Source organism: Sphingopyxis lindanitolerans, assembly GCF_002993885.1.
Taxonomy (GTDB): Bacteria; Pseudomonadota; Alphaproteobacteria; order Sphingomonadales; family Sphingomonadaceae; genus Sphingopyxis; species Sphingopyxis lindanitolerans.
This window is the reverse complement of sequence record NZ_CM009578.1, coordinates 490,554-512,965: the sequence shown is the minus strand read 5'-3', so window position 1 is coordinate 512,965 and position 22,412 is coordinate 490,554. Positions and strand designations below refer to the sequence as shown.

Below are 22,412 nucleotides of genomic sequence, written 5' to 3'. Positions count from 1 at the left end.
ATCAGATCACCCACTCGCCGGCCGCGGGATCGACCGGCTTCAGCGTCAGGTCGGGACGCACCGTCGGGCCAAGGGCGCGGATGCGGTCCTTGATATGCGCGGGGCGCGGCCCCTTGGGCGTAGCGTCGGCGTTGATGATATAACCCCCGTTGACACGGCGCGCGCCATCCTCGGCGGCGAGGATCGCCTCGCCATGCTCGCCGACGTCGGCGGCGTCCTCGACATGGATCGACCAGTCGCGGCCGGTCCACCAGATGACGGCCCCCGTCTTCAGGTCGTTGCCGGTCAATACTCGCATGAAAAATCCCTTATCGAAGCCGTGATTCCGGGGGTGCCGAGGCAGTCGAGCGCGTCGGCGCGCGCCGCGACCTTGCCGACGATGATCAGCGCCGGGCTCTGGACCGCCTCGCGCGCGACGAGGTCGCCGAGGTCGGTGAGCAAGGTGCGCAGGACGCGGGCGTCGGAGGTGGTGCCGCGCTCGACGATCGCGACCGGCAGGCCGGGCGAGACGCCATCGGCGATCAGCTTGTCGGCGATCGCCGAAGCCGTCGCGAGGCCCATATAGATGACGAGAGTGCGGCCGTGCCCCGCGAGGCCCGACCAGTCCTGGTCGGTCAGATCCTTGCACTGGCCGGCGACGAAGCTGACCGCGCTCGCATCCTCGCGGTGGGTGAGGGGGAGGCCGGCCTGCGCGGCGCAGCCCGCGGCGGCGGTGATGCCGGGGACGACCTCGCACGCGATGCCCGCTGCACGCGCGGCGTCGAGTTCCTCGCCGCCGCGGCCAAAGATGAACGGGTCGCCGCCCTTCAGCCGCACGACCTGCTTGCCGGCGCGCGTTTCGCGGACGAGCAGGTCGTTGATCGCTTCCTGCTTCATCGTGTGACGGCTGCGCTGCTTGGCGACGCTGATGCGGGTCACATGCGCCGGGATCAACGCGAGCACGCCCTTGCCGACCAGCCCGTCATGGACCACCAGATCGGCACTTGTCAGCAGCCGCGCGGCGCGCAGCGTCAACAGGTCGGGGTCGCCGGGACCGGCGCCGACGAGCCATAGCTTGCCCGCGGGAGGGAGAGTCTTTTCCATGCGAAACAGATGGTCCGTCAGGGCCGGGATGGCAAAACAGGCTTTATTGACGGCTATGAAGCAAAATTTGCCGGGTTAGAGATAGTTTTTTGTTACCAACCGCGAGCCTTCGGGATCGCGCAATCCCACGCCGATCGAGGCGCGCATCGCGTCGCTTTCGGCGCTCGCCACCGGATAGGCGCAATAATCGGCGGCGTAGAAGGCGCTCGGGCGGTGGTTGCCCGACAAGCCGATGCCGCCGAAGGGCGCCGCCGAGGAGGCGCCGTTGGTCGGGCGGTTCCAGTTGATCACCCCGGCGCGGGCATTGGCCCAGAACTGGTCGTAGAGCTGCGGCGTGCCGCCGATCAGCGCGGCGGAAAGGCCGAAGCTGGTGTTGTTCGCCTCGGCGATCGCGGCCTCGAAACTGTCGACGCGGATGACCTGGAGCAACGGGCCGAACAGCTCGATATCGGGCCGTTCGGGCATCGCGGTGACGTCGATGATGCCGGGGGTCAGAAAGGGGCGGCCGGCGACCGGGCGCGTCATGTGGCGGATCACCTGGCCGCCGTTCGACATCAGGATCAAAAAGCTTTCGGTCAGTCCGTCGGCGGCCTCATTGTCGATCACCGGCCCCATATAGGGCGCGGGGTCGGCGTGCGGATGGTCGACGATCAGTCGGTTGGCGAGCGCCTTGACCTCGTCGAGCAGCCGGTCGGCCAGGCTGTCCTTGACGATCAGGCGGCGTGCGTTGCTGCACCTTTGCCCGGCGCTGAGGAAGGCCGACTGGACGACCAATATCGCGGCGGTGGCGATGTCGGCGGTGTCCCAGACGACGATCGGGTTGTTGCCGCCCATTTCGAGCGCGAGGATCTTGCCCGGCTGGCCCGCGAACTGGCGACTGAGCGCGACCCCGGTGCGCGCCGATCCGGTAAACAGCAGGCCGTCGAGCCCCGGATGGCCCGCCAGCGCCTTGCCCGCGTCGGAGCCGCCGATGACAAGGCGCAGCACCTCGTGCGGAACGCCCGCGCTATGGAACAGTTCGACGAGCTTGGCGCCGGTCGCCGGGGTCTTTTCGGACGGTTTGAACAGCACCGAATTGCCCGCGAGCAGCGCCGGGACGATATGGCCGTTGGGCAGGTGCGCCGGGAAATTATAGGGGCCGAGCACCGCCAAAGCGCCGTGCGGCTTGTGGCGCACCGCGCTGCGCAGCCCCATCGCGCCCTCGATCCGGCGGTTGGGGGTGCGTTCGGCATAGGCTTTGACCGAAATATCGACCTTGTTCGCGACCGATTCGACCTCGGTACGCGCTTCCCACAGGGGTTTGCCCGTCTCGCGCGCGATCAGGTCGGCGAGGGTGTCGGCTTCGGCCTTGACCCGGTCGGCGAAGCGGCGGAGCGTTTCGGAGCGGAAGGTGACCGCTTTTGCCGCCCATTCGGGCCAGGCGCGCCGCGCGATTTCGACTTCCTGGTCGACGTCGCTGACCGCGCCGCGCCACAGCTCGTCACCGGTCGCGGGTTCAAAGGAAAGCAACTCTTCGCTCATGGTCCTCCGCCTCTTATCGGCGAAAGCGGGTGGCGGCAACCGGCTGGCAGGCAACATCCTGATCCGTTTGGGTTCGAGCGGGGCGGGAAGGGCGAGCGAGACGATCGGGCGCGATGGCTTGCGCCCCCGCGCCGGTTGGCGATAGACGGGGCGGACACGGAGCCAAGGGGACGGTCGATTACGGTCAGACAGGATAGCGGGCGCGATTGGGACGATCATTATTGGTGGTCGCACGACGGCGTCCGGCTGCATGCGCGCATCTATGCCGGTCCGGCGGCGTCGGCCGCCGCGCCGCCGATCCTGTGCCTGCCTGGCCTCGCCCGCAACGCCCGCGATTTCGAGGCGCTGGCGCCGCATTTGGCGACGAAGCGGCGTGTGATCGTCCTCGATTTCCGTGGCCGCGGCGAAAGCGCCTATGCCAAGGATCCGATGACCTATGTCCCGCTGACCTATGTGCAGGACATCACCCTGCTGCTCGACGAACTGGGCATAGCGCGCTGCGCGACCGTGGGCACCTCGCTCGGCGGGCTTGTCTCGATGCTGCTCGCCGCGACGCAGCCGGGGTGCGTCACCGGCGCGCTGCTCAACGATGTCGGGCCCGAACTCGAAAAGGCGGGGCTCGACCGCATCCGCGATTATATCGGTGTGGGGGGCAGCCAGCCGACCTGGATTCACGCGGCGCGCGCGGTGGCCGACCTCAACGCCGCCATCTATCCGGGGTTCAGCATCCACGACTGGCTGCGGTTGACCAAGCGCACCCACCGGCTGACCCCCGAGGGGCGGATCGTCACCGATTATGACAAGCAGATCGCGGCGCCGCTGCGCGTGCCGAACGGCGATGAGGCCGGGGTCGACCTGTGGCCCGCCTATCGGGCGTTCGGCGAAGTGCCGGTGCTGGTCCTGCGCGGGCAATTGTCCGATATATTATCGGCGGTCGCAGCGCGAAAGATGGCGAAGGAATTGCCGCACGCGCGGCTCGTCGAGGTGCCGGGGGTCGGCCATGCGCCGACGATGGACGAGGGCGAAGCGCGCGCCGCGGTCGACGCCTGGATCGCCGAGCTTCCGGCGGCGTGAGCGAAGCCGAGCCGCCGGGGCGCGATCAGCCGGTCCGCATCCTGCACCTCCATTCGAGCTTCTCGCTCGGCGGCAAGGAAGCCCGCGCGGTCCGGCTGATGAACCTGATGGGCGACCGCGCGCATCACATAATCCTGTCGGCGATGCCCGATGCGCTCGGCGCCCGCGATGCGATCGATCCCGATATTGTCGTCGATTTCCCGAAGGATGCGCCGCCGCTGCACGGCAAGCCGTCGCTCGGACGCTACCGCGATCTGGCGCGCTACATGCGGAATTTCGATCTGGTGCTGAGCTATAATTGGGGCGCGATGGACGGGGTGATGGCGCGCCGCCTTCTGGGCTCGCGCGGGCAGCACAATATGCCCGACCTGATCCATCACGAGGACGGCTTCAACGAGGATGAAAGCGTCCGGCGCAATTGGAAACGCAATCTTTTCCGGCGGATCGCGCTGCGCACAGCGCAATCGGTCGTCGTGCCCTCGACGCTGCTTCAGCGGATCGCCGCCGACGAATGGCACGCGGAATCGCGCACCCGCCTGATCCGCAACGGCATCGACGTCGCCGCCTATGCCGCCGGGCCGTCGGTCCCGATTCCGGGTTTCGAGCGCCGGGCGGGCGAGGTGGTGATCGGCACCGTCGCGGGATTGCGCAAGGTCAAGGATCTGCCGCGGCTGGTGCGCGCCGTCGCGGCGCTGCCGCCCGGCGTTCGGCTCGTGATCGTCGGCGAGGGAAGCGAGCGCGCGGCGATTGGCGCCGAAGCGGCCGCTTGCGGGATGGCCGACCGGCTGGTGATGCCGGGCTTCATGGCCGAACCCGCGCGCTGGATCGGCCATTTCGACCTGCTCGCGCTGTCGTCGCTCAGCGAACAAGCGCCGATTGCGGTGATCGAGGCGATGGCGGCGGGGCTTCCCGTCGTCAGCCCCGCTGTCGGCGATGTCGCCGCGATGGTTGCAGACGGCAACCGGCCGTTCATCGCCGGGGACGCGCAGGGGTTCGGCGCGGCGCTGGCGCGGATGGTCGGGGACGCGCCGCTTCGCGCGCGGATCGGGGCCGAAAATCGGCGCGCCGCGGCCGATCGCTTCGACGAATCAAGGATGGTCGGCGCTTATGAAAAGCTTTATGCTCGCGCGCTTGACGGATATGGCCTGTTCAGCGGGCGCTGGATTGGCGTCGATTGACAAAGGTCGCCGTATTCCGCTTACGGAAACGGCACATGGGGGCTGCGGCGTGGCTGCGTCGCGGTGGGAAGAAAGAGGTTCATAGTGTTCAAAGGTTTGAAGCCCATTCTTTACGGGGGTCGTGAAGTATGGCCGCTGGTCGAGGGGGGCAAGGGCGTCTCGGCAACCAACCATATGTCGAGCGGCGCCTGGGCCGCGGCGGGCGGGATCGGCACCGTGTCGGCGGTCAACGCCGACAGCTATGACGCCGAAGGCAAGATCATTCCGCAAATCTACCGCGCGCTGACGCGCAAGGAACGCCACGAGGAATTGATCCAATATGCGATCGACGGCGCGGTCGAACAGGTGCGGCGCGCTTATGACGTCGCCAGCGGCAAGGGCGCGATCAACATCAACGTCTTGTGGGAAATGGGCGGCGCGCAGCAGGTGCTCGAGGGCGTGCTCGAAAAGACCAAGGGTCTCGTTACCGGAGTGACCTGCGGCGCGGGCATGCCCTACAAGCTCAGCGAGATCGCAGCGAAGCACAATGTGAACTATCTGCCGATCATCTCGTCGGCGCGCGCCTTCCGCGCGCTGTGGAAGCGCGCCTATCACAAGGTCGCCGACCTGATGGGGGCGGTGGTTTACGAAGATCCGTGGCTCGCGGGCGGGCACAACGGCCTGTCGAACGCCGAAGACCCGCTGGTGCCGCAGGATCCCTATCCGCGCGTCAAGGCGCTGCGCGACACGATGCGCGCCGAGGGGATTTCGGACGACGTACCGATCGTGATGGCGGGCGGTGTCTGGTATCTGCGCGATTGGGAGCATTGGATCGAGAATCCCGAACTCGGCCAGATCGTCTTTCAATATGGCACGCGCCCGCTGCTGACCGAGGAAAGCCCGATTCCGCAGGGATGGAAGGACCGCCTCCGCACCCTCGACGAAGGCGACGTGCTGCTCCACCGCTTTTCGCCCACGGGTTTCTATTCCAGCGCGGTGCGCACGCCGTTCCTGCGCGACCTCGAGGCGCGGTCGGAACGCCAGATTCCCTATTCGAAGCAGGAAGCGGGCGATCATGTCGTCCAACTCGACGTCGGGGTGAAGGGCAAGAATTTCTGGGTCACCCCGCACGACCGCGACCGCGCGCGCGATTGGGTGGCCGAAGGCTATACCGAGGCGTTGAAGACCCCCGACAACACCGTCGTCTTCGTCACCAACGCCGACAAGGGCGTGATCCGCAAGGATCAGGCCGACTGCATGGGCTGTCTGTCGCATTGCGGCTTTTCGGCGTGGAAGGACCATGACGATTATTCGACCGGCTACCTTGCCGACCCGCGCAGCTTCTGCATCCAGAAGACGCTCCAGGACATCGCGCACGGCGGCGACGTCGACCAGAATCTGATGTTCGCGGGCCACGCCGCGTTCAATTTCAAGACCGATCCCTTTTATTCGAACAACTTCACCCCGACGGTGAAGCAACTCGTCGACCGGATTCTGACGGGGGATTGACAGGCGTCGCCCCCGCGCAGGCGGGGGCCGCAAGCAGGTTTACGCCAGGCGGCTGGCGCCCCCGCCTGCGCGGGGGGCGACGAGTGGCTAAACCCATCCCTCCAGCACCTGGTCGGGCGGGCGATGCCCGTCGCACCAGGCGCGGATGTTCGCGATGACCTTTGCGCCCGACGCTTCGCGCCCCTCGATCGTCGCCGAGGCGAGGTGCGGGAGCAGCACGGCGTTGTCGAGCGCGAGCAGGTCGGGGTCGACCACCGGCTCCTGCGCATAGACGTCGAGCCCGGCGCCCGCGATCCGGCGGGTCTTGAGCGCCGCGATCAGCGCCTTTTCGTCGACGATCTCGCCGCGCGCGGTGTTGATCAGATAGGCGGTCGGCTTCATCGCCGCGATGCGCGCGGCATTGACCATTTCGTGCGTTTCGCTGGTGTGCGGGCAGTGGACCGAGACGATGTCGCTGATCCGCAGCAACGTATCGACGCTGGCATGATAGCTCGCGCCCAATTCCCCCTCGATCGCTTCGGGCAGGCGGCGGCGGTTGTGATAATGGATCGACAGGCCGAACGCCCGCGCGCGCTGCGCGACCGCCAGGCCGATGCGCCCCATGCCGATGATGCCGAGCAGCTTGCCGCCGACGCGGTGGCCGAGCATCGTGCTCGGCGCCCAGCCTTCCCACTGGCCCGATCGCATCAGCTTCTCGCCCTCGGCCAGGCGGCGCGGGACCGACAGGATCAGCGCCATCGTCATGTCGGCGGTGTCTGCGGTGAAGACGCCGGGGGTGTTCGCCACCATGATGCCCTTCGCGCGCGCCGCGGCAAGGTCGATATGGTCGACCCCGGCGCCGAAATTGGCGATCAGTTTCAGCCGTTCGCCCGCGGCGTCAATAATTTCGGCATCGATCTCGTCGGTCACCGTCGGCACCAGCACATCGCAATCGGCGACCGCGGCCTTCAACTCTTCGCGGGTAAAGGCGCGGTCGAACGCCGACAGCGCGACGTCGAACAGTTCGGCCATGCGCGCCTCGACAGGCGGCATCAACTGGCGGGTGACGATGACGCGCGGGCGCTTGGGACGGGATGAATCGGGCATGGCCGCCGATAGAGCGCGGCGCGGCAGCGCGGTCAAGAGGCGCGGCGCGGCGCGGCTGTGGATGAACACTGCCCCAATCGCGGCGAGCGGTTGTAATGACGGGCCGACTTTGACAAGGCTGGATCATGACCAGCCGCCAGATTCTCGCCGCCGCCGCGCTGCTTGCCGTCGTGGGACCGGCCGCCGCGCAATCCGATGTCGAACTGCCCTATTGGGCGTCGATCAGCGTCGACGAGGCGCGGATGCGCAAGGGGCCGTCGCCCGACGTGCCCGTGATCTGGGAATATCGGCGCAAGGATTTGCCGGTAAAGGTGATCGCGCGCTTCGAAACGTGGCGCAAGATCGAGGATCCCGACGGGACGCACGGCTGGATGGCGGCGCGACTGCTCAGCCGCACGCGCACCGCGATCGTTACCGGCGGCATCCGGCCGATGCGCGAGGAGCCCAATGTTTCGGCCGCGGTCGCCTATCGCGCCGAGCCGGGCGTCGTCGGCCGTATCACCGATTGCAAGAATGGTTGGTGCCGGATCGACGTCCGCGGTCGCAAGGGTTGGGTCGAAACCGACCATATCTGGGGCGACTGACGTCCCCCCCCCCCCCCGATACGGTCGGCTGCTCGGCTCATTTCTTCTTCGGCGCCACCGTCACGACGGTTCCGTCGTCCGCCGTCGCGGTAAAGCTGCCGTCTGCTTCGGGTTTTGACACGGCCCAGCACATCCCGGGCGCGTCGCCCTCGGGATCGAAACAATCCTTGCCGTCATGCTGCGCGAACAGGCCCTTGACGACCTTGCCCTTCGCATCGGTGTCGGCATAGGTGCCGTCGGCGTTGATGGTGGTCGTGCCCATCGTGCCGTCGGCCATTTTCACGTCATAGGTGCCCGGCGGGGTGCCCGAGTCGGCGGTGGTCGCGGGCGCCGCGGGTGCGGTCGTTTCGGCGGGCGCGGCGGCATTTTCCTTCGATTGTTCAGCCTTTTGCGAACAGGCCGACAGCATTGCGAGCGCGGCCATCAGAACCAGCTTTTTCATGTCGATGTCTCCCCAGCTTCGATGGACGGAAACTATGCCTTTCGCGGGGAGTCGGCAACGGCGATCATCGCAGGCGAAAAAGGGCCGATGGTTGCCCGTCGACCCTCTCGTGCGTCCGATTGCTATGGTTTAGCGCCACCGGAACTCGTTGCGATAGACCTTCACCACCTTGCCGTTCCGCACATTGACGAGCAGCAGATCGTTATAGTGGCGGACATAGGTCAGACCGCGCCCGGCGCGGGGTACGCCCCAGCGGCTGTCCCAGGTCGGACGATAGGCCGGCGCATAATAATTGGGGCGCAACGCCTGGCCGACGCGGAACTGCTGATATTTGAATGGCGCGCGATAATTCTGGTAGCGCGTATCATGGCGCCAGTCGCGCTTGTCCTGGCGATATTCCTTGCGGGCGTCGCGGACATCGCGATGGTTGCCGTGCGTCTGGGCGTGACGGACTTCCTGCCGATCGCGGCGAAGTTCGCCGGTCTGGGCCTGCGCCGCGGCCGGGATCATCATCGCGGCGATCAGGCCGGCGGTGAGAAAGTTGATCTTCTTCATTATGCCATTCCTTTGCATCGTCAGGGGGAGGGGGATCTGCCCGATGACTGGGAATGGATTAGGCGATTCGATTTGAACCGAAGCGGAATGCCGCGTTTATTTTCCGGTCATGAGTGTCGCAATCTGTCGCGGGGATTGCGATGGGACGGTGGAGGGATACGGCGGGATTCCGGAACCTTCCAGAAAATCGTCGCCCCCGCGAAGGCGGGGGCCGCTATCGGCATGCGCAAGGCTGCCAGCGGCCCCCGCCCTCGCGGGGGGCGACGGTGTCTCAGACCAGTTCGACCGCCACCGCCGTCGCTTCGCCGCCGCCGATGCACAGGCTCGCGATACCGCGCGTCTTGCCGTGGCGTTGAAGCGCGGCGATCAGCGTCGTGATGATGCGCGTGCCGCTGGCGCCGATCGGGTGGCCGAGCGCGGTCGCGCCGCCGTGGACGTTGATCCGATCGTGCGGAATGCCGAGGTCGTGCATCGCAAACATCGCGACGCAGGCAAAGGCTTCATTGACCTCGAACAGATCGACGTCGCCGATCGTCCAGCCCGCCTTCGCCAGCACCTTGTTGATCGCGCCGACCGGGGCGACGGTGAAATCTTTTGGTTCCTGCGCGTGCGCTGCGTGGGCGACGAGACGCGCCACCGGTTTTGCGCCCTTGGCGTCGGCGACCGACTGGCGGGTCAGCACCACGGCGGCGGCGCCGTCCGAAATCGACGAGCTGGTCGCCGCGGTGATCGTGCCGTCCTTGGCAAAGGCGGGGCGCAGCGTCGGAATCTTGTCGGGATTGCCCTTGCCGGGCTGTTCGTCGGTGTCGATGACGACCTCGCCCTTGCGCGTCGTCAGCGTCACGGGGGTGATCTCGCCCGCAAAGGCGCCGTCGGCGATTGCGGCCTGCGCGCGTTTCAGCGATTCGATCGCATAATCATCCTGCGCCTGACGGCTGAGCTGATAGGCATCGGCGGTATCCTGCGCAAAGGTGCCCATCGCGCGGCCCGCCTCATAGGCGTCCTCCAGCCCGTCGAGGAACATATGGTCATAAGCGGTGTCGTGGCCGATGCGCGCGCCCGAGCGGTGCTTCTTGAGCAGATAGGGCGCGTTGGTCATCGATTCCATGCCGCCCGCGACGACCAGGTCGATGCTGCCCGCGGCGAGCGCTTCGGCGCCCATGATGACGGTCTGCATGCCCGAACCGCAAACCTTGTTGACGGTCGTCGCCTGCACCGACTTGGGCAGCCCGGCCTTGATCGCGGCCTGCCGCGCCGGTGCCTGGCCGAGGCCCGCGGGAAGCACGCAGCCCATATAGATACGCTCGATATCGTCGCCGGACACCCCCGCACGCTCGACCGCCGCCTTGACCGCGGTGGCGCCGAGGTCGGTCGCGCTCGCGTCCGACAATACGCCCTGCATGCCGCCCATCGGGGTGCGGGCATAGGAGAGGAAGACGACGGGATCGGTGGCGGTCATGGCGGGAGACTCCGTAAGGGAAAGACTGTTAGGGAGTCGGATTAGCCGAAATGCTGCACCTGCGAAAGGGGGGGCAGGTCAGGCCGCGCGAACGGCGTCAGGGCTGGGAGGCGCAGCGGCTATAGTCGCCCGCCTGGCAGGCGGCGACGTCGGCCTCCCATTTCCGCTTTGCATCCGCGGCTGCCTGCACGGCGGCGCGATAGCGCTCCATCTCGCTGCTGTAGGTGCGCTGCTGCGCTTCGTAAGCGCGCTGGCGGTCGGCGGCGGCGCGTTGCTCCGCTTCGATCTGGCGGAGCTGGGCCGCCGCCCGTTCTGCCTGCTCAGCATTGAGCGCGCGCCGATTCTCCGTTGCTGCCCGCTGCTCCTCCGCTATTCGTGCCGCTTCTGCGCGTTCGGCGGCTTCGCGCGCTGCCCTTTCCTCGGCTGCTGCTGCACGGAGGCGCTCCTGCTTGCCGTTGTCCGACGGTGTCTGGGCGGCCGGCTGCTCGGTTCCCGTCGCGGCGATCGCGCGGCCGCCGCGTGGCATCCAGTCGATCGTTTCCAGTCGCCAACTCGACTGGTTGGATTGTGCGGTCATGGTCGCGAAATCCTGAAGCTCCTCGACCGTCGGCCGGGTGTAGCAGGTGGAGTCGAGCAATTCCTTGCCGAATCGTCGTTTCACCTCGGCCGCAAATTCCTTTGCCGGGGCGACATCGCGAACCATGCCCTCCACTGCCGGCGCGCCCTGCGGATAGGAAAAGGGGGCGGACAGGATCATGCTGTTCTCGCCGCCATCGATCGAAATGCCCTGGCAGAACAGTGGAATCAACGGAGCGCCGCCCTGTGCTGCCAGCGGGCCGCCCGACGTCGCGGCGAACAGAATGACACCCGATGCAATCCATCTCCATCGACCTGGCATGCGCGGCATTTCCATTCCCCCGTTGTGGCCTAGCGTCTGCGTCGCATAGCATGTGTGCGGTCCTTTTCACGGCATTTCCTGTTGCCGCGCGACGAGGGTCGCGACTATGCTGCGAAAAAGGGGGCGGTAGTGACAGATTCAACAAAAGCAGCGGGATGCGCCTGTTGCGGGGGCGCCGTGCACATGTCCCGCGGCAACCCCCTTCGCGTCAGTCGGCGAGGGGCGATCGCGGGACTGGTCACGCTCCCGCTGACGGTCTCGCGCACGGCATGGGCACAGGGGCTGATCGACCCAGCCAGCCTGCGCAGCAGCCGGGTCGGCTCGCCTGCCGATGATCCCGCCCCGGCGCGACCCGATGGCATGCTCGATCCGTCCTATGCCCGCGACATGGCAGGCAGCGTCGTCAGCGCGATCCTGTCGCTGATCAATTCCTATGCGTCGGTGGCGGGGGAGATCGGCAAGCTCGAAGAGCGCGAGAAGAAGCTGTCGGCCGACTTCATGCAGGCCGTTCGCGACAGGGATTCGAAGCTCGAGGAATATCGGCAAGGCCTTTTCTGTTCGGGCTGCGGCAAGACGCGTTCGGAGATATTGGCCAAGGGCGAGCAGTTCCCGCATCCCGGCCAGACGATCATCCGCCCCACGCCCGAACAGATCGCGGCGAAGGAAAAAGAGCTTCAGGGCGTGATCGATCGACTCGCGGAAGAGCTGAAGAAGGCGAAGGCGCGCAAGGCCGAACTGGAACCCGACATTGGCGCGATCCGCGAACAGCTTTTCGCCGGCACCTTGCTATGGAGTTCAGCGACCGCTTTCGAACGGCGGCTGATCCGGCAGGGGGAGAATGTCCAGATCACCGCCTATACGCGCGAGCGCGCCCGGATCGACGAGCAACTCGCGCTGTGCCACAAGGATGCTCGCAGCGCACAGGGGGAGGGAGCGATCCGGCGCACGCTCGGCGACTTCACCCTGTGGGTCGATACGCTTCAGCGCACCGAAAAGCGGCGCGCGGATGAACGCGCGCGCGCCGATCGCGCCTTCGCCGACAATGTGACCCTGGCCAAACGGCAGATCAACCAGGTCGATGTCGCGTCCAAGGCCGCTGCGGCCAAGATCACCGCCTTCGGTCTTGCCGGCCATTTGCAGATATTCTCGTCGCTGATGTCGCCGAACCAGGATCCGGTGGCGGGATATGGCGGCGCGTCGGGCTATAATTTCCGCATGGGCAAATATGACAAGGCCGGCTTTGGCGAGATCCTGCCGCGGGTCGCCGAATTTTTGGCGCGCGCGCGGGCCATGCAACCGGGAATATTGGGGAGTGACGCGCCCTCGGCGGCCACCGAACTGGCGCGCGCGGGTGTAGTGACCGCGGATTTGCAGCGCGAGCTGGCGTTGATCGAGGCGGCCGCCGAACAAGTGCGCAGGCAGCAGGAACTGGAGCGGCAGCAGCAGCAGTCGCAACAAGACTTGTCGTCGAACGGTAACTGAGACGCAGTGTGAGAAGGAAAAGCATGGCAAAACATCGTCTGTCTCGCCTGTGTCGTGCGCAGCTTGTCCTGGCGGCGACGCTGATGGTCGTGGCGCCTAGCGCCGGTGCACAGGCTCAGGGTGCCGACCCCGTGGCCGAAGCCGAAACGCTGATCGCGAGCGAGCGGTTCGTGGAGGCTTTGGCGGCCGCCAAGACCGCCGTCCGCAGCGACGAAAGCGATTATCGCGCGCATTATTATGTTGGCATGGCCTATCTGGGGCTGCGCGACTTCGATGCGGCCGAGAATGAGGCCGCTACTGCCTTGTTGCTGGCCCCCGATCATGCGAAGCCCGCAGTGGAAAAGCTCGCTGCGATGGCGAAGTCGCTGCGGTCCGGAACGGCCAATGTCGCCGACGCCGACGCCGCGCTTGCCGAGGGGTTGATCGGCAAGGCCGCGCGCCTGTACGAAGGCGCCTGGATGACGGGGAGGAACGCGCCGGATTATGCGTTGAAAGCCGCCGATCTCTACGCGACCCGCCTCAGCCAGCCTGCCGAAGCGGCACGGCTGCTTCGCGACGTTCAAAGGGCAATGCCGGCCAGCGCGCCCTTCGACCAGGCCGACACCCGGTTGAAAACGCTTCAGCCCCAACTGCGCGCCATCGCCGAGGCGCGCGTAAAGGAGGCGGCGTTGCTGGACTGGGCGAGCGCTGAACCGAAACTGCGCGAGGCCGAGGTTGCCGATCCGTCCTATCCGGCGCTGCATATCACCCGAGCGCGGCTCGCCGCCGCAAGCGGCTCGGCGGCGTTGCTCGAATCGGCGATCAAGGCGCTGGCGGAGCGAAATCTGGCCGATATCGATCAACTGAGCCAGTTGCCCGGAATAGCCAATTATATGAAGCAACCCGATTTCGCGCAGTTCATCGGGGATGTGGTGGGCCAGCAACAGGCGGCTACGCTCGCCCAAATGGCCTCGCCCGAAATCCAAATCGCGATCCTTGCCGACATGGCGAAGCGCGGCCAACTCCAGCTTTTCGTCGGACGCGATCCGGCCGGGACCGGCTTCCAGACCCATTCGCGCCGGATGGTCACCAATGTGCGAAGCGTCGGTGAATGCTCCGCGGTGCTGACGATGGGAGCGGTGGTCAGCATCAGCAGCAACCTTCAGGCCAGCATCAAGGAGCGCGTCCTCGACTGGCGGAAGACGGCGCCGGTCCAGCGGGACAAGGATTTCCTGGGCCTTGGTCCGGGGCTGGACGGCTGGGCGATCCACGGCTTCAATGTCGGTAACGACGCAGCGATCCAGCAGCAGGCGTTCACTGCGGTTCGCAATATCCAGAACGGGTGCCAGATCGCGCCATAGGCTGACGCCCCTATACCGTTTCATCTTGCAACCCGCCGCGCGCCATGATCAAACATCGCCTTAAATCATAGGGGAGACGGGTCATGGCTGCCGCCATCAAGCAGGATATCGACGGCGAAACACGGCGCATGCACGACGTGCTCGCGGCGCAGAAGGCGAGCTTTACCGCCGCCATGCCCGAAAGCCTGGCGGTGCGCACCGACCGCATCGACCGCGCGGTCGCGCTGCTTGTCGATCATGCCGAGGATTTCGCGAAGGCGGTGAGCGAGGATTTCGGGCACCGCAGCCGCGACCAGACGCTGATGACCGACATCATGCCCTCGGTCAGCGCGCTCAAACATGCGAAGAAGCATCTGACAAGCTGGTCGAAGGGTGAGAAGCGGAGGCCCACCTTTCCGCTCGGCCTGCTCGGCGCCAAGGCCGAGGTTGTCTATCAACCGAAGGGCGTCGTCGGGGTCGTCGCGCCGTGGAATTTTCCCGTCGGCATGGTGTTCGTGCCGATGGCGGGTATCCTTGCCGCGGGCAACCGCGTGATGATCAAGCCGTCCGAATTCACCGAGAATGTTTCAGCCCTGATGGCGCGGCTCGTCCCCGATTATTTCGACGCGAGCGAGATGGCGGTGTTCACCGGCGACGCCGACGTCGGCATCGCCTTCTCGAAGCTCGCCTTCGACCATATGATCTTCACCGGCGCGACGAGCGTCGGCAAGCATATCATGCGCGCCGCCGCCGATAATCTGGTGCCGGTGACGCTCGAGCTTGGCGGCAAGTCGCCGACCTTCATCGGCCGTAGCGCGAACAAGGATCTGGTCGGCCAGCGTGTCGCGCTCGGCAAGATGATGAACGCCGGGCAGATCTGCCTCGCCCCCGATTATCTGCTCGTCGCCGAGGATCAGGAGGGCGAGGTGATCGACAGCGTGACGAAGGGCGCGGCCGCGCTCTATCCGACCCTGCTGTCGAACGACGATTATACCTCGGTCGTGAACACCCGCAATTACGATCGCTTGCAATCCTATCTGACCGACGCGCGCGAAAAGGGCGCCGAGGTGATCGAGGTTAATCCGGGGAATGAGGATTTCGCGAGCGCCAACGGCCACAAGATGCCGCTCCATATCGTCCGCGGCGCGACCGACGACATGAAGGTGATGCAGGAGGAAATCTTCGGCCCGATCCTGCCGGTCAAGACCTACAGGACGATCGACGAGGCGATCGATTATGTGAACGACCACGACCGCCCGCTCGGCCTATATTATTTCGGGCAGGACAAGAGCGAGGAGGAGCGCGTGCTGACGCGCACCATTTCGGGCGGCGTCACGGTCAACGACGTCCTGTTCCACAATGCGATGGAGGATCTGCCGTTCGGCGGCGTCGGGCCGTCTGGGATGGGCAATTATCACGGGGTCGACGGCTTCCGCACCTTCAGCCACGCGCGCGCCGTCTATCGCCAGCCGAAGATGGATGTTGCCGGGCTCGCGGGCTTCAAGCCGCCCTATGGCAAGGCGACCGCGAAGACGCTGGCGAAGGAACTCAAGAAATAGCTTGGCAAGCGACGGCGCTTCGCCCTAGGGGAAGCGCCGCATATCCGCACCCAGGGCCCCTGTGGTGAAATTGGTAGACGCGCCGCACTCAAAATGCGGTTCCGAAAGGAGTGCTGGTTCGAGTCCGGCCAGGGGCACCATCTCTCGCTCAATCGGACCTTCCTGACGGTTCTTTCCCGAAAAACGCGCCGTGCCGGGACGGCGAGTTCGGCAAATATCGGTCAGGCGCGGGAAACCCACGGCCTGCCTCACGACGCAATTGACGGTGGGTCCGGCTTTCCACATGCCCGATCGCTGGAGAGGGCGGGAGGCCGGGGGGCGGGACCGTTGACTCCATGTCCATGTTCTTTTCCAAGGTGCCGCCCCATAAATGAACTTTTTTCAACGCTTTTCGCGCCACGCCCATGATGTCGCGATCGACCTCGGGACCGTGAACACCGTCATCTATGTTCGCGGACAGGGAATTGTCCTCAACGAGCCTTCGGTCATCGCGCTCGAAACGCGGAACGGCGTTCGCAGCGTCAAGGTCGTCGGCAACGACGCCAAGCTGATGATGGGCAAGACGCCCTCGAACATCGAGGCGCTGCGCCCGCTGCGCGACGGCGTCATCGCCGACATCGAGGTCGCCGAACAGATGATCAAGCATTTCATCGACAAGGCGCTCGGCGGGCCGAGCCGGTTGCGGCGGCGCAGCAATGTCGTCGTCTGCGTGCCCACGGCCTCGACGATCGTCGAACGCCGCGCGATCCGCGACGCGACGTCGAACGCGGGGGCGATGAGCGTGCAACTGATCGAGGAACCGCTGGCCGCGGCGATCGGCGCCGGGCTTCCCGTCACCGAACCGCTCGGCACGATGGTGGTCGATATCGGCGGTGGGACGACCGAGGTCGCGGTGCTGTCGCTCGGCGGGGTCGCCTACAGCAATTCGGTTCGTGTCGGTGGCGACAAGATGGACGAAATGATTACGTCGTCGATCCGCCGGAAGCATAATATGATGATCGGCGAAATGACCGCCGAGCGGGTCAAGCTGACGATCGGGTCGGCGGTCGGACCCGCCGGGCCTGGCCTGTCGATGGCGGTCAAGGGCCGCGACCTGGTCAACGGGCGCCCGTCCGAAGTGCCGGTGACCGAGGCCGAGATCGCCGACGCGCTCAGCGAACCCGTCTCGCAGATCGTGAGCGCGGTGCGCGCGGCGCTCGAAGGGACGCCCCCCGAACTGGCCGCCGACATCATCGACCAGGGCATCACGCTGACCGGCGGCGGCGCGCTGCTGCGGCGGATGGATCAGGCGATCGCCGAGGCGACCGGACTTCCGGTCCGGGTCGCCGACAATGCGCTGACCTGCGTCGCAACGGGCGCGGGCCATGCGTTCGAGGAAATCGCCTATCGTCATGTGCTGCTCGCCGCCTGAGCCGGCGTCCGGCGGCTCTTAGCTGGCGCCGGACGCAAACTAACGCGCCTTGCCAGAACGCCGCGACGCGCCTAGAACATAGCAATAAAATGATTGTTATGGGTGGTTCAGAAATAAATTTGACATGGATGTTGCTGTCGCGCGCACCTTTCTCGAGATTGTGAAAACCGGCAGCTTTGTCGGCGCGGCGGCCAATCTGAACCTTACCCAGACAGCGGTCAGTGCGCGCATTCGCGGGCTGGAGGCGCAGCTCGACCGCCCGCTTTTCATCCGCAACAAGGCGGGCGCGCGGCTCACGCCGGCGGGTGAACAATTCCTGCGCTTTGCAACGACGATGGTCCAGGTCTGGGATCGCGCGCGGCGGGCGATCGCGCTGCCGCCGGGGCGCGACACCGTCGTGACGATCGGCGCGGAACTCAGCCTCTGGAACCCGCTCCTGCGCCACTGGCTGGTCTGGATGCGCCGCGAATGCCCCGATATCGCGGTCAGCACGTCGATCGACAGCTCGGACAGGCTGATGGAGCGCGTCCAGGAGGGCTCGCTCGACGTCGCGGTCGTTTACGCGGCCCCGCCTCTGCCCGGTGTCGTGGCCGAACTGTTGTTCGAGGAAAAGCTGGTTCTCGTCCGCACCACCCCGGCGAACCGGCCGCTGGTGCCCGAGGATCATGTCGCGATCGACTGGGGCGCGGACTTTGCCGCGGGCTATCGCGCGGCCTTTCCCGACCAGCCCAATGCCGTGGTTTCGATCGACTATGGACCGCTCGCGCTCGACTATATCCTCGCCACCGGCGGCAGTGGCTATTTTCGGGAGGGCTTCATCCGGCCCCATCTCGAGCAGGGACGGCTGGCGATCGTCGCCGACAGCCCCGAATTTTCCTATTCGGCGCACGTCGTCCATTCGGCGACGGCGGACGCGGGCGTGATGGAACGCACCCGCCGCGGACTGCGCGCGGCGGCGGTGGGGGCGGCATGACCGGCGATCGCGCCTCGCCGGTCTGTTACGGCGCCGACGCCGACGACGTCTATATGGGCTATGCGCCGCGCGACGAGATATTGGCCGCGCTCAACGAATTGCTCGAGGCCGAACGCGCCGGCGCGCGCGTCGCGCTGGCGAGCGTCGGTGATGCGGTCAGCGCCGACCACGCCGCGATGATGCGCGACATCCGCGCCGACGAAGCGCGCTGGTGCGCGATGCTGACGCGCCAGATCCGCCGACTTGGTGGCACTCCGTCGCGCCGGTGCGGCGCCTTTCGCGGCAAGGCGATGGCGATTTCCGATCCGATCGAACGTCTCGCTTTCCTCAATCGCGGCCAGGCGTGGGTGGTGCGCAAGCTCGCCGAGCTGACGCGCCGGGTCCGCGACGATGCGCTTCATGCCGACCTGCGGCAAATGGCCGAAAGCCATCGCGTCAATATCGACGGCGCCGCCGCTTTTCTGGACGAGGTGGGACGTTCGGACCCTTGAGACGGCGCATCGCGGAGCGGATTTGACTGCAAGATTTGGCGTGTCACCCATCAAGAATATATATTTGCCGAACCCCCGAAGGCTGCGCACTAAGGCCGCAACAACCGATAGAGACAGGAACCCCATGGACGAGCCGAAACATTCGCCGCGGCCCGAGACGATCGCGGCGGCCTATGGCGTCGCGAGCGACACCGCCTTCGGCGCGGTGGCGCCGCCGCTCTATCTGTCGAGCACCTATGAATTCGCTGGGTTCGAGAATCCGCGCGCTTATGATTATGGCCGCGCCGGCAATCCGACCCGTGACCTGTTGGGACGCGCGCTCGCGAAGCTGGAGGGCGGTGCGGGGGCGGTCGTCACGTCGAGCGGGATGGCGGCGCTCGACCTGATCGCGTCACAGCTTCCCGCCGGCGCGTGCGTGATCGCGCCGCATGATTGCTATGGCGGCACGATGCGGCTGCTCAAGGCGCGCGAGGCGCTGGGCCAGCTATCGCTGCACCTCGTCGATCAGCGCGACGACGATGCGGTCGCGGCGGCGCTTGCCGGGACGCCCGCGCTGCTGCTGATCGAAACGCCGAGCAATCCGCTGCTCCGCGTCGTCGATATCGCCGCGCTTTCGGCGCGCGCGAAAGCGGCGGGGGCGGCGGTCGCGGTCGACAACACCTTTCTGTCGCCGGCGCTCCAGCAACCGATCGCGCTCGGCGCCGATTATGTCATCCATTCGACCACCAAATATCTGAACGGCCATTCCGACGTGATCGGCGGCGCGGTGGTCGTCGCCGACGCCGAACGGCTGGAGCGTGTGGCGCAATGGGCCAATGTCGTCGGATGCGGCGGGTCGCCGTTCGATGCGTGGCTGACGCTGCGTGGTTTGCGCACCCTGTTCGCGCGGATGCGCGGGCAACAGATCAGCGCGATGACGATCGCTGAAATGCTGAGCCGCCATCCCGCGGTCGCGGCGGTTCACTATCCGGGGCTGGCGAGCCATCCCGACCATGCGCTCGCGGCCCGCCAGCAGTCGGGCTTCGGCGCGATGCTGAGCTTCGAGCTTGCCGGGGGCGTCGAGGCGGTCAAGCGACTGATCGCGGCGCTGCGCGTCTTCACCTTCGCCGAATCGCTGGGCGGCGTCGAAAGCCTGATCGTCCATCCCGCGACGATGACCCACGCCGATATGGGCGACGAAGCGCGCGCGCTCGCCGGGATCGGTCCCGGCCTGCTCCGGGTCTCGGTCGGGCTCGAGGCCGAAGCGGATCTGCTCGACGATCTGGCGGCGGGGCTGGCGACCTGCTGACGCTGCGGTCGCGGTGTCCTATCCCATTGGGACCAAACGCCCTTTTATTCCGCCAATCCGGTAGGGGAATCGGCTCGGCAGATTCGCGACCATAAGGCACAGCTGATATAAGCGTCCGCGCACAGGGGGGTGGTTCTTGGAGCTTACCCGGTGGAACACAGATATCTTTATGCGTCGATTGTGGCCGCGTTTCTGATCGCGTTGATCATTTCCGCAACGATGGCTGCCATCAAAAAGGCACGGCATCGCCGCCGCATGCGCGGGGGATATTGGCGGCATGGCGGCTGACCATGCGGATATCCCGGCCCCGCGAACGCGCGGGACGGGTTTCAACCTAGGCCTCTGCCGACACCGCCGCTAATTGGCCGTCCTCCCTGTTGCGTTCCTTGGACGATTTCACGAGCCGGTGAATATGGGCCGTCGCATAGATCGCGAGCGGCCATGCGATCGTGTTGAGCAGGTCGGATTTCGTGTCGGGCCAATTCCAGTTGCCGAGGTGAATGCGATCGAGGCATTCATTTCCGCCCGCCAGGACCATGACGGTCAGCAACGGAAGGAAGCGATCGAACGTTCGTCCCGTCATCAGGCTCGCGGCCAGAAAGATGAGCATCCCGGCATGGATGTGCAAAATAGCGTCGGGCAACCCGGTCGTCGTGCTGATCCAGAGAATGCGTTCGTGATATTGTGCAGCGGCTTCGTGCAGAAAAAGCATGCCGGGTTCCTTCTGGGAGAGAATGGAAGGGAAGGGGGTGTCGACGCTTTGGGCAAGGCGATGGCTGATAATCTTTATAAATAAAAGTCTTGGCGGAGCGGGAGGGATTCGAACCCTCGATACGGTTTTGCCGTATACTCACTTTCCAGGCGAGCGCCTTCGACCACTCGGCCACCGCTCCGCTGCACCCGGTCGTTTCGTGCGCGGCACGGAAGCGTGATCGGGTGCGTTACCAATTCGCACTGGAAGGCGCGCCCTAATCGCTTGGCGGGGCTTTCGCAAGTCGATTGGGCATGGCAGACAGGCGGGATGCGACAGATGCTCCTTGCCGCCGCCGCGGCCTCGCTCGTGCTGCCCGCCCATGCCGACGAAAAGGCTCCGATCCCGTCGCCCGGCGAGATCGCGGCCGCCGCGCCCGCCGGTGACTGGGTCGCCATCGCGCCCTCCGACCTGCTCGTCATGGACCTCACCCCCGATGCGAAGGGCAAGCCGCGCCGCGTCGTCATCCAGTTGATGCCGCCGCCGTTCAGCCAGGGCTGGATCAGCAATATTCGCAAGCTGGCCGCCGCGCGTTGGTGGGATGGCACCAGCGTCAACCGCGTGCAGGACAATTATGTCGCGCAATGGGGCGATGCGACCGAGAAGAAGGCGCTGCCGAATGGGTTGGTGGCGGTGCCGGAGGGTGAGTATGTGCGCTCATATGCGCCTGCCATGTTCAGCAAGGTCTGGACCTACGGTGCGCCCGGTGATGCGATCAAACCCATATATCCGAGTCCGCCAGCCTCGTCGCCCGTCACTAGCTATGTCGATCCTTACGCCAAGGGATATGCCTTTGCAGGCGGGTTTCCCTTCGCGATGACGATCAAGTTCGATCCGAACGCCGGAAGTCTTGTGCGCCGGCCGGAAACCGTCTGGCCTATCCATTGCTACGGCGCGGTCGGCGTCGGCCGCAACATGTCGCCCGATACAGGCTCAGGCGCCGAACTCTATGCCGTCATCGGCCACGCGCCGCGCCATCTCGATCGCAATATCGCGGTCGTCGGCCGCGTGATCAGCGGGATCGAGCATTTGTCGAGCCTGCCGCGCGGAACGGGCGACCTCGGCTTTTATGAAGATGCAGCCGAGCGGGTGCCGATCGCCTCGATCCGGCTCGCGACCGACCTGACTGCGGCCGAGCAGCCGAAGTTCGAATATCTGTCGACCGACAGCGACAGCTTTGCGCGCTACGCCGATGCGCGCGCCAACCGCCGCGATCCCTTTTTCATCACGCCCGCGGGCGGTGCGGACATCTGTAATATCCCGGTCCCGATCCGGCCCGCGTCCGCGAAGTGATCCGATGGAAGATTTCACCGTCACGACGCCGCTCTGGCGCTGGCAGTCGGCGACCGCGCCGGCGGCGTGGTTCTTCGTCACCATCGCGGGCGAGGCGGCTGACGGGATTCGCTTCGCCGCGATCGGCGGCCAATGGCTCGACGGCCGTAGGGGATTCGGTTCGGCCAAAGTGCGTGCGACGATCGGCGGTACGAGTTGGAACACCTCGGTCTTTCCGCACCGGGAAAGCGGCGGCTGGCTGCTTCCGGTCAAGGCCGCCGTTCGCAAGGCCGAAGACCTCGCCGAGGGCGACGATGTGACGGTGACCGTCATTCTTTAGGCGGATGTTCGGCTTTTGCTTCGCGTGCCTGCGTCTTGCGCTTGCGCAGATTGGCGCGCAGCGCCTCGGCCAGGCGGCGCTCGCGTTCGAGGTCGGCGGGGGAGGGCGGCTTGCTCACCAGGGCGCGATGCGGCGAAATCGGCACAGCGTCAAGCCTC

General features: G+C 66.0%; 23 protein-coding genes and 2 tRNA genes. 14 read left to right on the top strand and 11 right to left on the bottom strand.

What is annotated here, in order from left to right:
- Position 1: 1 nt before the first annotated feature.
- From CVO77_RS02460 to astD, 3 genes are all read right to left on the bottom strand, one after another.
- A complete protein-coding gene (locus CVO77_RS02460; protein WP_105997733.1) occupies positions 2-298 on the bottom strand; it encodes a DUF2849 domain-containing protein in 297 nt (98 codons plus the stop codon).
- Positions 286-1,083: a uroporphyrinogen-III C-methyltransferase gene (cobA, locus tag CVO77_RS02455; protein ID WP_105997732.1), complete on the bottom strand. Its 798-nt coding sequence runs from the start codon at positions 1,081-1,083 to the stop codon at positions 286-288. The genes CVO77_RS02460 and cobA overlap by 13 nt, the downstream gene beginning before the upstream one ends.
- Before the next feature lie 75 nt (positions 1,084-1,158).
- Complete coding sequence (astD, locus tag CVO77_RS02450; RefSeq protein ID WP_105997731.1) at positions 1,159-2,604, bottom strand: succinylglutamate-semialdehyde dehydrogenase; 1,446 nt, start codon at positions 2,602-2,604, stop codon at positions 1,159-1,161.
- Between the two features lie 177 nt (positions 2,605-2,781).
- On the opposite strand from astD, the gene CVO77_RS02445 reads away from it, so the two are divergent.
- From CVO77_RS02445 to CVO77_RS02435, 3 genes are all read left to right on the top strand, one after another.
- Positions 2,782-3,678, top strand: a complete 897-nt coding sequence (locus CVO77_RS02445) for an alpha/beta fold hydrolase (RefSeq protein WP_106000584.1) — start codon at positions 2,782-2,784, stop codon at positions 3,676-3,678.
- Entirely contained in the window at positions 3,675-4,856 is a 1,182-nt protein-coding gene (locus CVO77_RS02440; RefSeq protein WP_146130808.1) for a glycosyltransferase family 4 protein, read from the top strand. Before CVO77_RS02445 ends, CVO77_RS02440 begins: the two co-directional genes overlap by 4 nt.
- Before the next feature lie 84 nt (positions 4,857-4,940).
- Positions 4,941-6,344, top strand: a complete 1,404-nt coding sequence (locus tag CVO77_RS02435; RefSeq protein WP_105997730.1) for an NAD(P)H-dependent flavin oxidoreductase — start codon at positions 4,941-4,943, stop codon at positions 6,342-6,344.
- An 87-nt stretch (positions 6,345-6,431) separates the two neighbouring features.
- Here the strand turns inward: CVO77_RS02435 and CVO77_RS02430 are convergent, their stop codons facing one another.
- Positions 6,432-7,430, bottom strand: coding sequence for a 2-hydroxyacid dehydrogenase (locus CVO77_RS02430; RefSeq protein ID WP_106000582.1), 999 nt, complete (start codon positions 7,428-7,430; stop codon positions 6,432-6,434).
- Positions 7,431-7,555: 125 nt separating this feature from the next.
- Between CVO77_RS02430 and CVO77_RS02425 the strand changes: the two genes are divergently transcribed.
- Positions 7,556-8,014, top strand: a complete 459-nt coding sequence (locus tag CVO77_RS02425; protein ID WP_105997729.1) for an SH3 domain-containing protein — start codon at positions 7,556-7,558, stop codon at positions 8,012-8,014.
- 37 nt (positions 8,015-8,051) lie between these two features.
- On the opposite strand, the gene CVO77_RS02420 is transcribed toward CVO77_RS02425, so the two are convergent.
- From CVO77_RS02420 to CVO77_RS02405, 4 genes are all read right to left on the bottom strand, one after another.
- Entirely contained in the window at positions 8,052-8,456 is a 405-nt protein-coding gene (locus CVO77_RS02420; RefSeq protein WP_105997728.1) for a hypothetical protein, read from the bottom strand.
- 129 nt (positions 8,457-8,585) lie between these two features.
- Positions 8,586-9,011 (bottom strand): RcnB family protein, encoded by a 426-nt coding sequence (locus tag CVO77_RS02415; RefSeq protein WP_105997727.1) that lies wholly within the window; start codon positions 9,009-9,011, stop codon positions 8,586-8,588.
- Between the two features lie 271 nt (positions 9,012-9,282).
- Positions 9,283-10,470, bottom strand: a complete 1,188-nt coding sequence (locus CVO77_RS02410; RefSeq protein ID WP_105997726.1) for a thiolase family protein — start codon at positions 10,468-10,470, stop codon at positions 9,283-9,285.
- A gap of 97 nt (positions 10,471-10,567) precedes the next feature.
- Positions 10,568-11,377, bottom strand: a complete 810-nt coding sequence (locus CVO77_RS02405) for a hypothetical protein (protein WP_105997725.1) — start codon at positions 11,375-11,377, stop codon at positions 10,568-10,570.
- A 174-nt stretch (positions 11,378-11,551) separates the two neighbouring features.
- On the opposite strand from CVO77_RS02405, the gene CVO77_RS02400 reads away from it, so the two are divergent.
- The 8 genes from CVO77_RS02400 to metB all read left to right on the top strand — a co-directional run bounded on the left by CVO77_RS02400 (position 11,552) and on the right by metB (position 19,891).
- Positions 11,552-12,850 (top strand): hypothetical protein, encoded by a 1,299-nt coding sequence (locus CVO77_RS02400; protein ID WP_105997724.1) that lies wholly within the window; start codon positions 11,552-11,554, stop codon positions 12,848-12,850.
- A 23-nt stretch (positions 12,851-12,873) separates the two neighbouring features.
- Positions 12,874-14,190 (top strand): tetratricopeptide repeat protein, encoded by a 1,317-nt coding sequence (locus CVO77_RS02395; RefSeq protein ID WP_105997723.1) that lies wholly within the window; start codon positions 12,874-12,876, stop codon positions 14,188-14,190.
- 83 nt (positions 14,191-14,273) lie between these two features.
- Positions 14,274-15,728 carry a coniferyl aldehyde dehydrogenase gene (locus CVO77_RS02390; protein ID WP_105997722.1) on the top strand — a complete coding sequence of 485 codons (1,455 nt, stop codon included), beginning with the start codon at positions 14,274-14,276 and terminating at the stop codon, positions 15,726-15,728.
- A 55-nt stretch (positions 15,729-15,783) separates the two neighbouring features.
- Positions 15,784-15,868 (top strand) — tRNA-Leu (locus tag CVO77_RS02385).
- 230 nt (positions 15,869-16,098) lie between these two features.
- Positions 16,099-17,139: a rod shape-determining protein gene (locus CVO77_RS02380; RefSeq protein ID WP_105997721.1), complete on the top strand. Its 1,041-nt coding sequence runs from the start codon at positions 16,099-16,101 to the stop codon at positions 17,137-17,139.
- A 124-nt stretch (positions 17,140-17,263) separates the two neighbouring features.
- Positions 17,264-18,112 carry a LysR family transcriptional regulator gene (locus tag CVO77_RS02375; RefSeq protein WP_105997720.1) on the top strand — a complete coding sequence of 283 codons (849 nt, stop codon included), beginning with the start codon at positions 17,264-17,266 and terminating at the stop codon, positions 18,110-18,112.
- Positions 18,109-18,603: a DUF6306 domain-containing protein gene (locus CVO77_RS02370; RefSeq protein ID WP_105997719.1), complete on the top strand. Its 495-nt coding sequence runs from the start codon at positions 18,109-18,111 to the stop codon at positions 18,601-18,603. Before CVO77_RS02375 ends, CVO77_RS02370 begins: the two co-directional genes overlap by 4 nt.
- A 124-nt stretch (positions 18,604-18,727) precedes the next feature.
- Positions 18,728-19,891, top strand: coding sequence for a cystathionine gamma-synthase (metB, locus tag CVO77_RS02365; RefSeq protein WP_105997718.1), 1,164 nt, complete (start codon positions 18,728-18,730; stop codon positions 19,889-19,891).
- Between the two features lie 334 nt (positions 19,892-20,225).
- Here the strand turns inward: metB and CVO77_RS02360 are convergent, their stop codons facing one another.
- Entirely contained in the window at positions 20,226-20,603 is a 378-nt protein-coding gene (locus CVO77_RS02360; protein WP_192878855.1) for a hypothetical protein, read from the bottom strand.
- A gap of 90 nt (positions 20,604-20,693) precedes the next feature.
- Positions 20,694-20,784, bottom strand: a tRNA-Ser gene (locus CVO77_RS02355).
- A 128-nt stretch (positions 20,785-20,912) separates the two neighbouring features.
- Here CVO77_RS02355 and CVO77_RS02350 point away from each other — a divergent pair.
- The gene (locus CVO77_RS02350) at positions 20,913-21,935 is read left to right on the top strand and encodes a peptidylprolyl isomerase (RefSeq protein WP_105997717.1); all 1,023 of its coding nucleotides are present in this window, start codon (positions 20,913-20,915) and stop codon (positions 21,933-21,935) included.
- A 4-nt stretch (positions 21,936-21,939) separates the two neighbouring features.
- Positions 21,940-22,254 carry a DUF1905 domain-containing protein gene (locus tag CVO77_RS02345; RefSeq protein WP_105997716.1) on the top strand — a complete coding sequence of 105 codons (315 nt, stop codon included), beginning with the start codon at positions 21,940-21,942 and terminating at the stop codon, positions 22,252-22,254.
- On the opposite strand, the gene CVO77_RS21195 is transcribed toward CVO77_RS02345, so the two are convergent.
- Positions 22,244-22,399, bottom strand: a complete 156-nt coding sequence (locus CVO77_RS21195; protein ID WP_158257976.1) for a hypothetical protein — start codon at positions 22,397-22,399, stop codon at positions 22,244-22,246. The two genes, CVO77_RS02345 and CVO77_RS21195, sit on opposite strands and share 11 nt — an antisense overlap.
- Positions 22,400-22,412 lie beyond the last annotated feature (13 nt).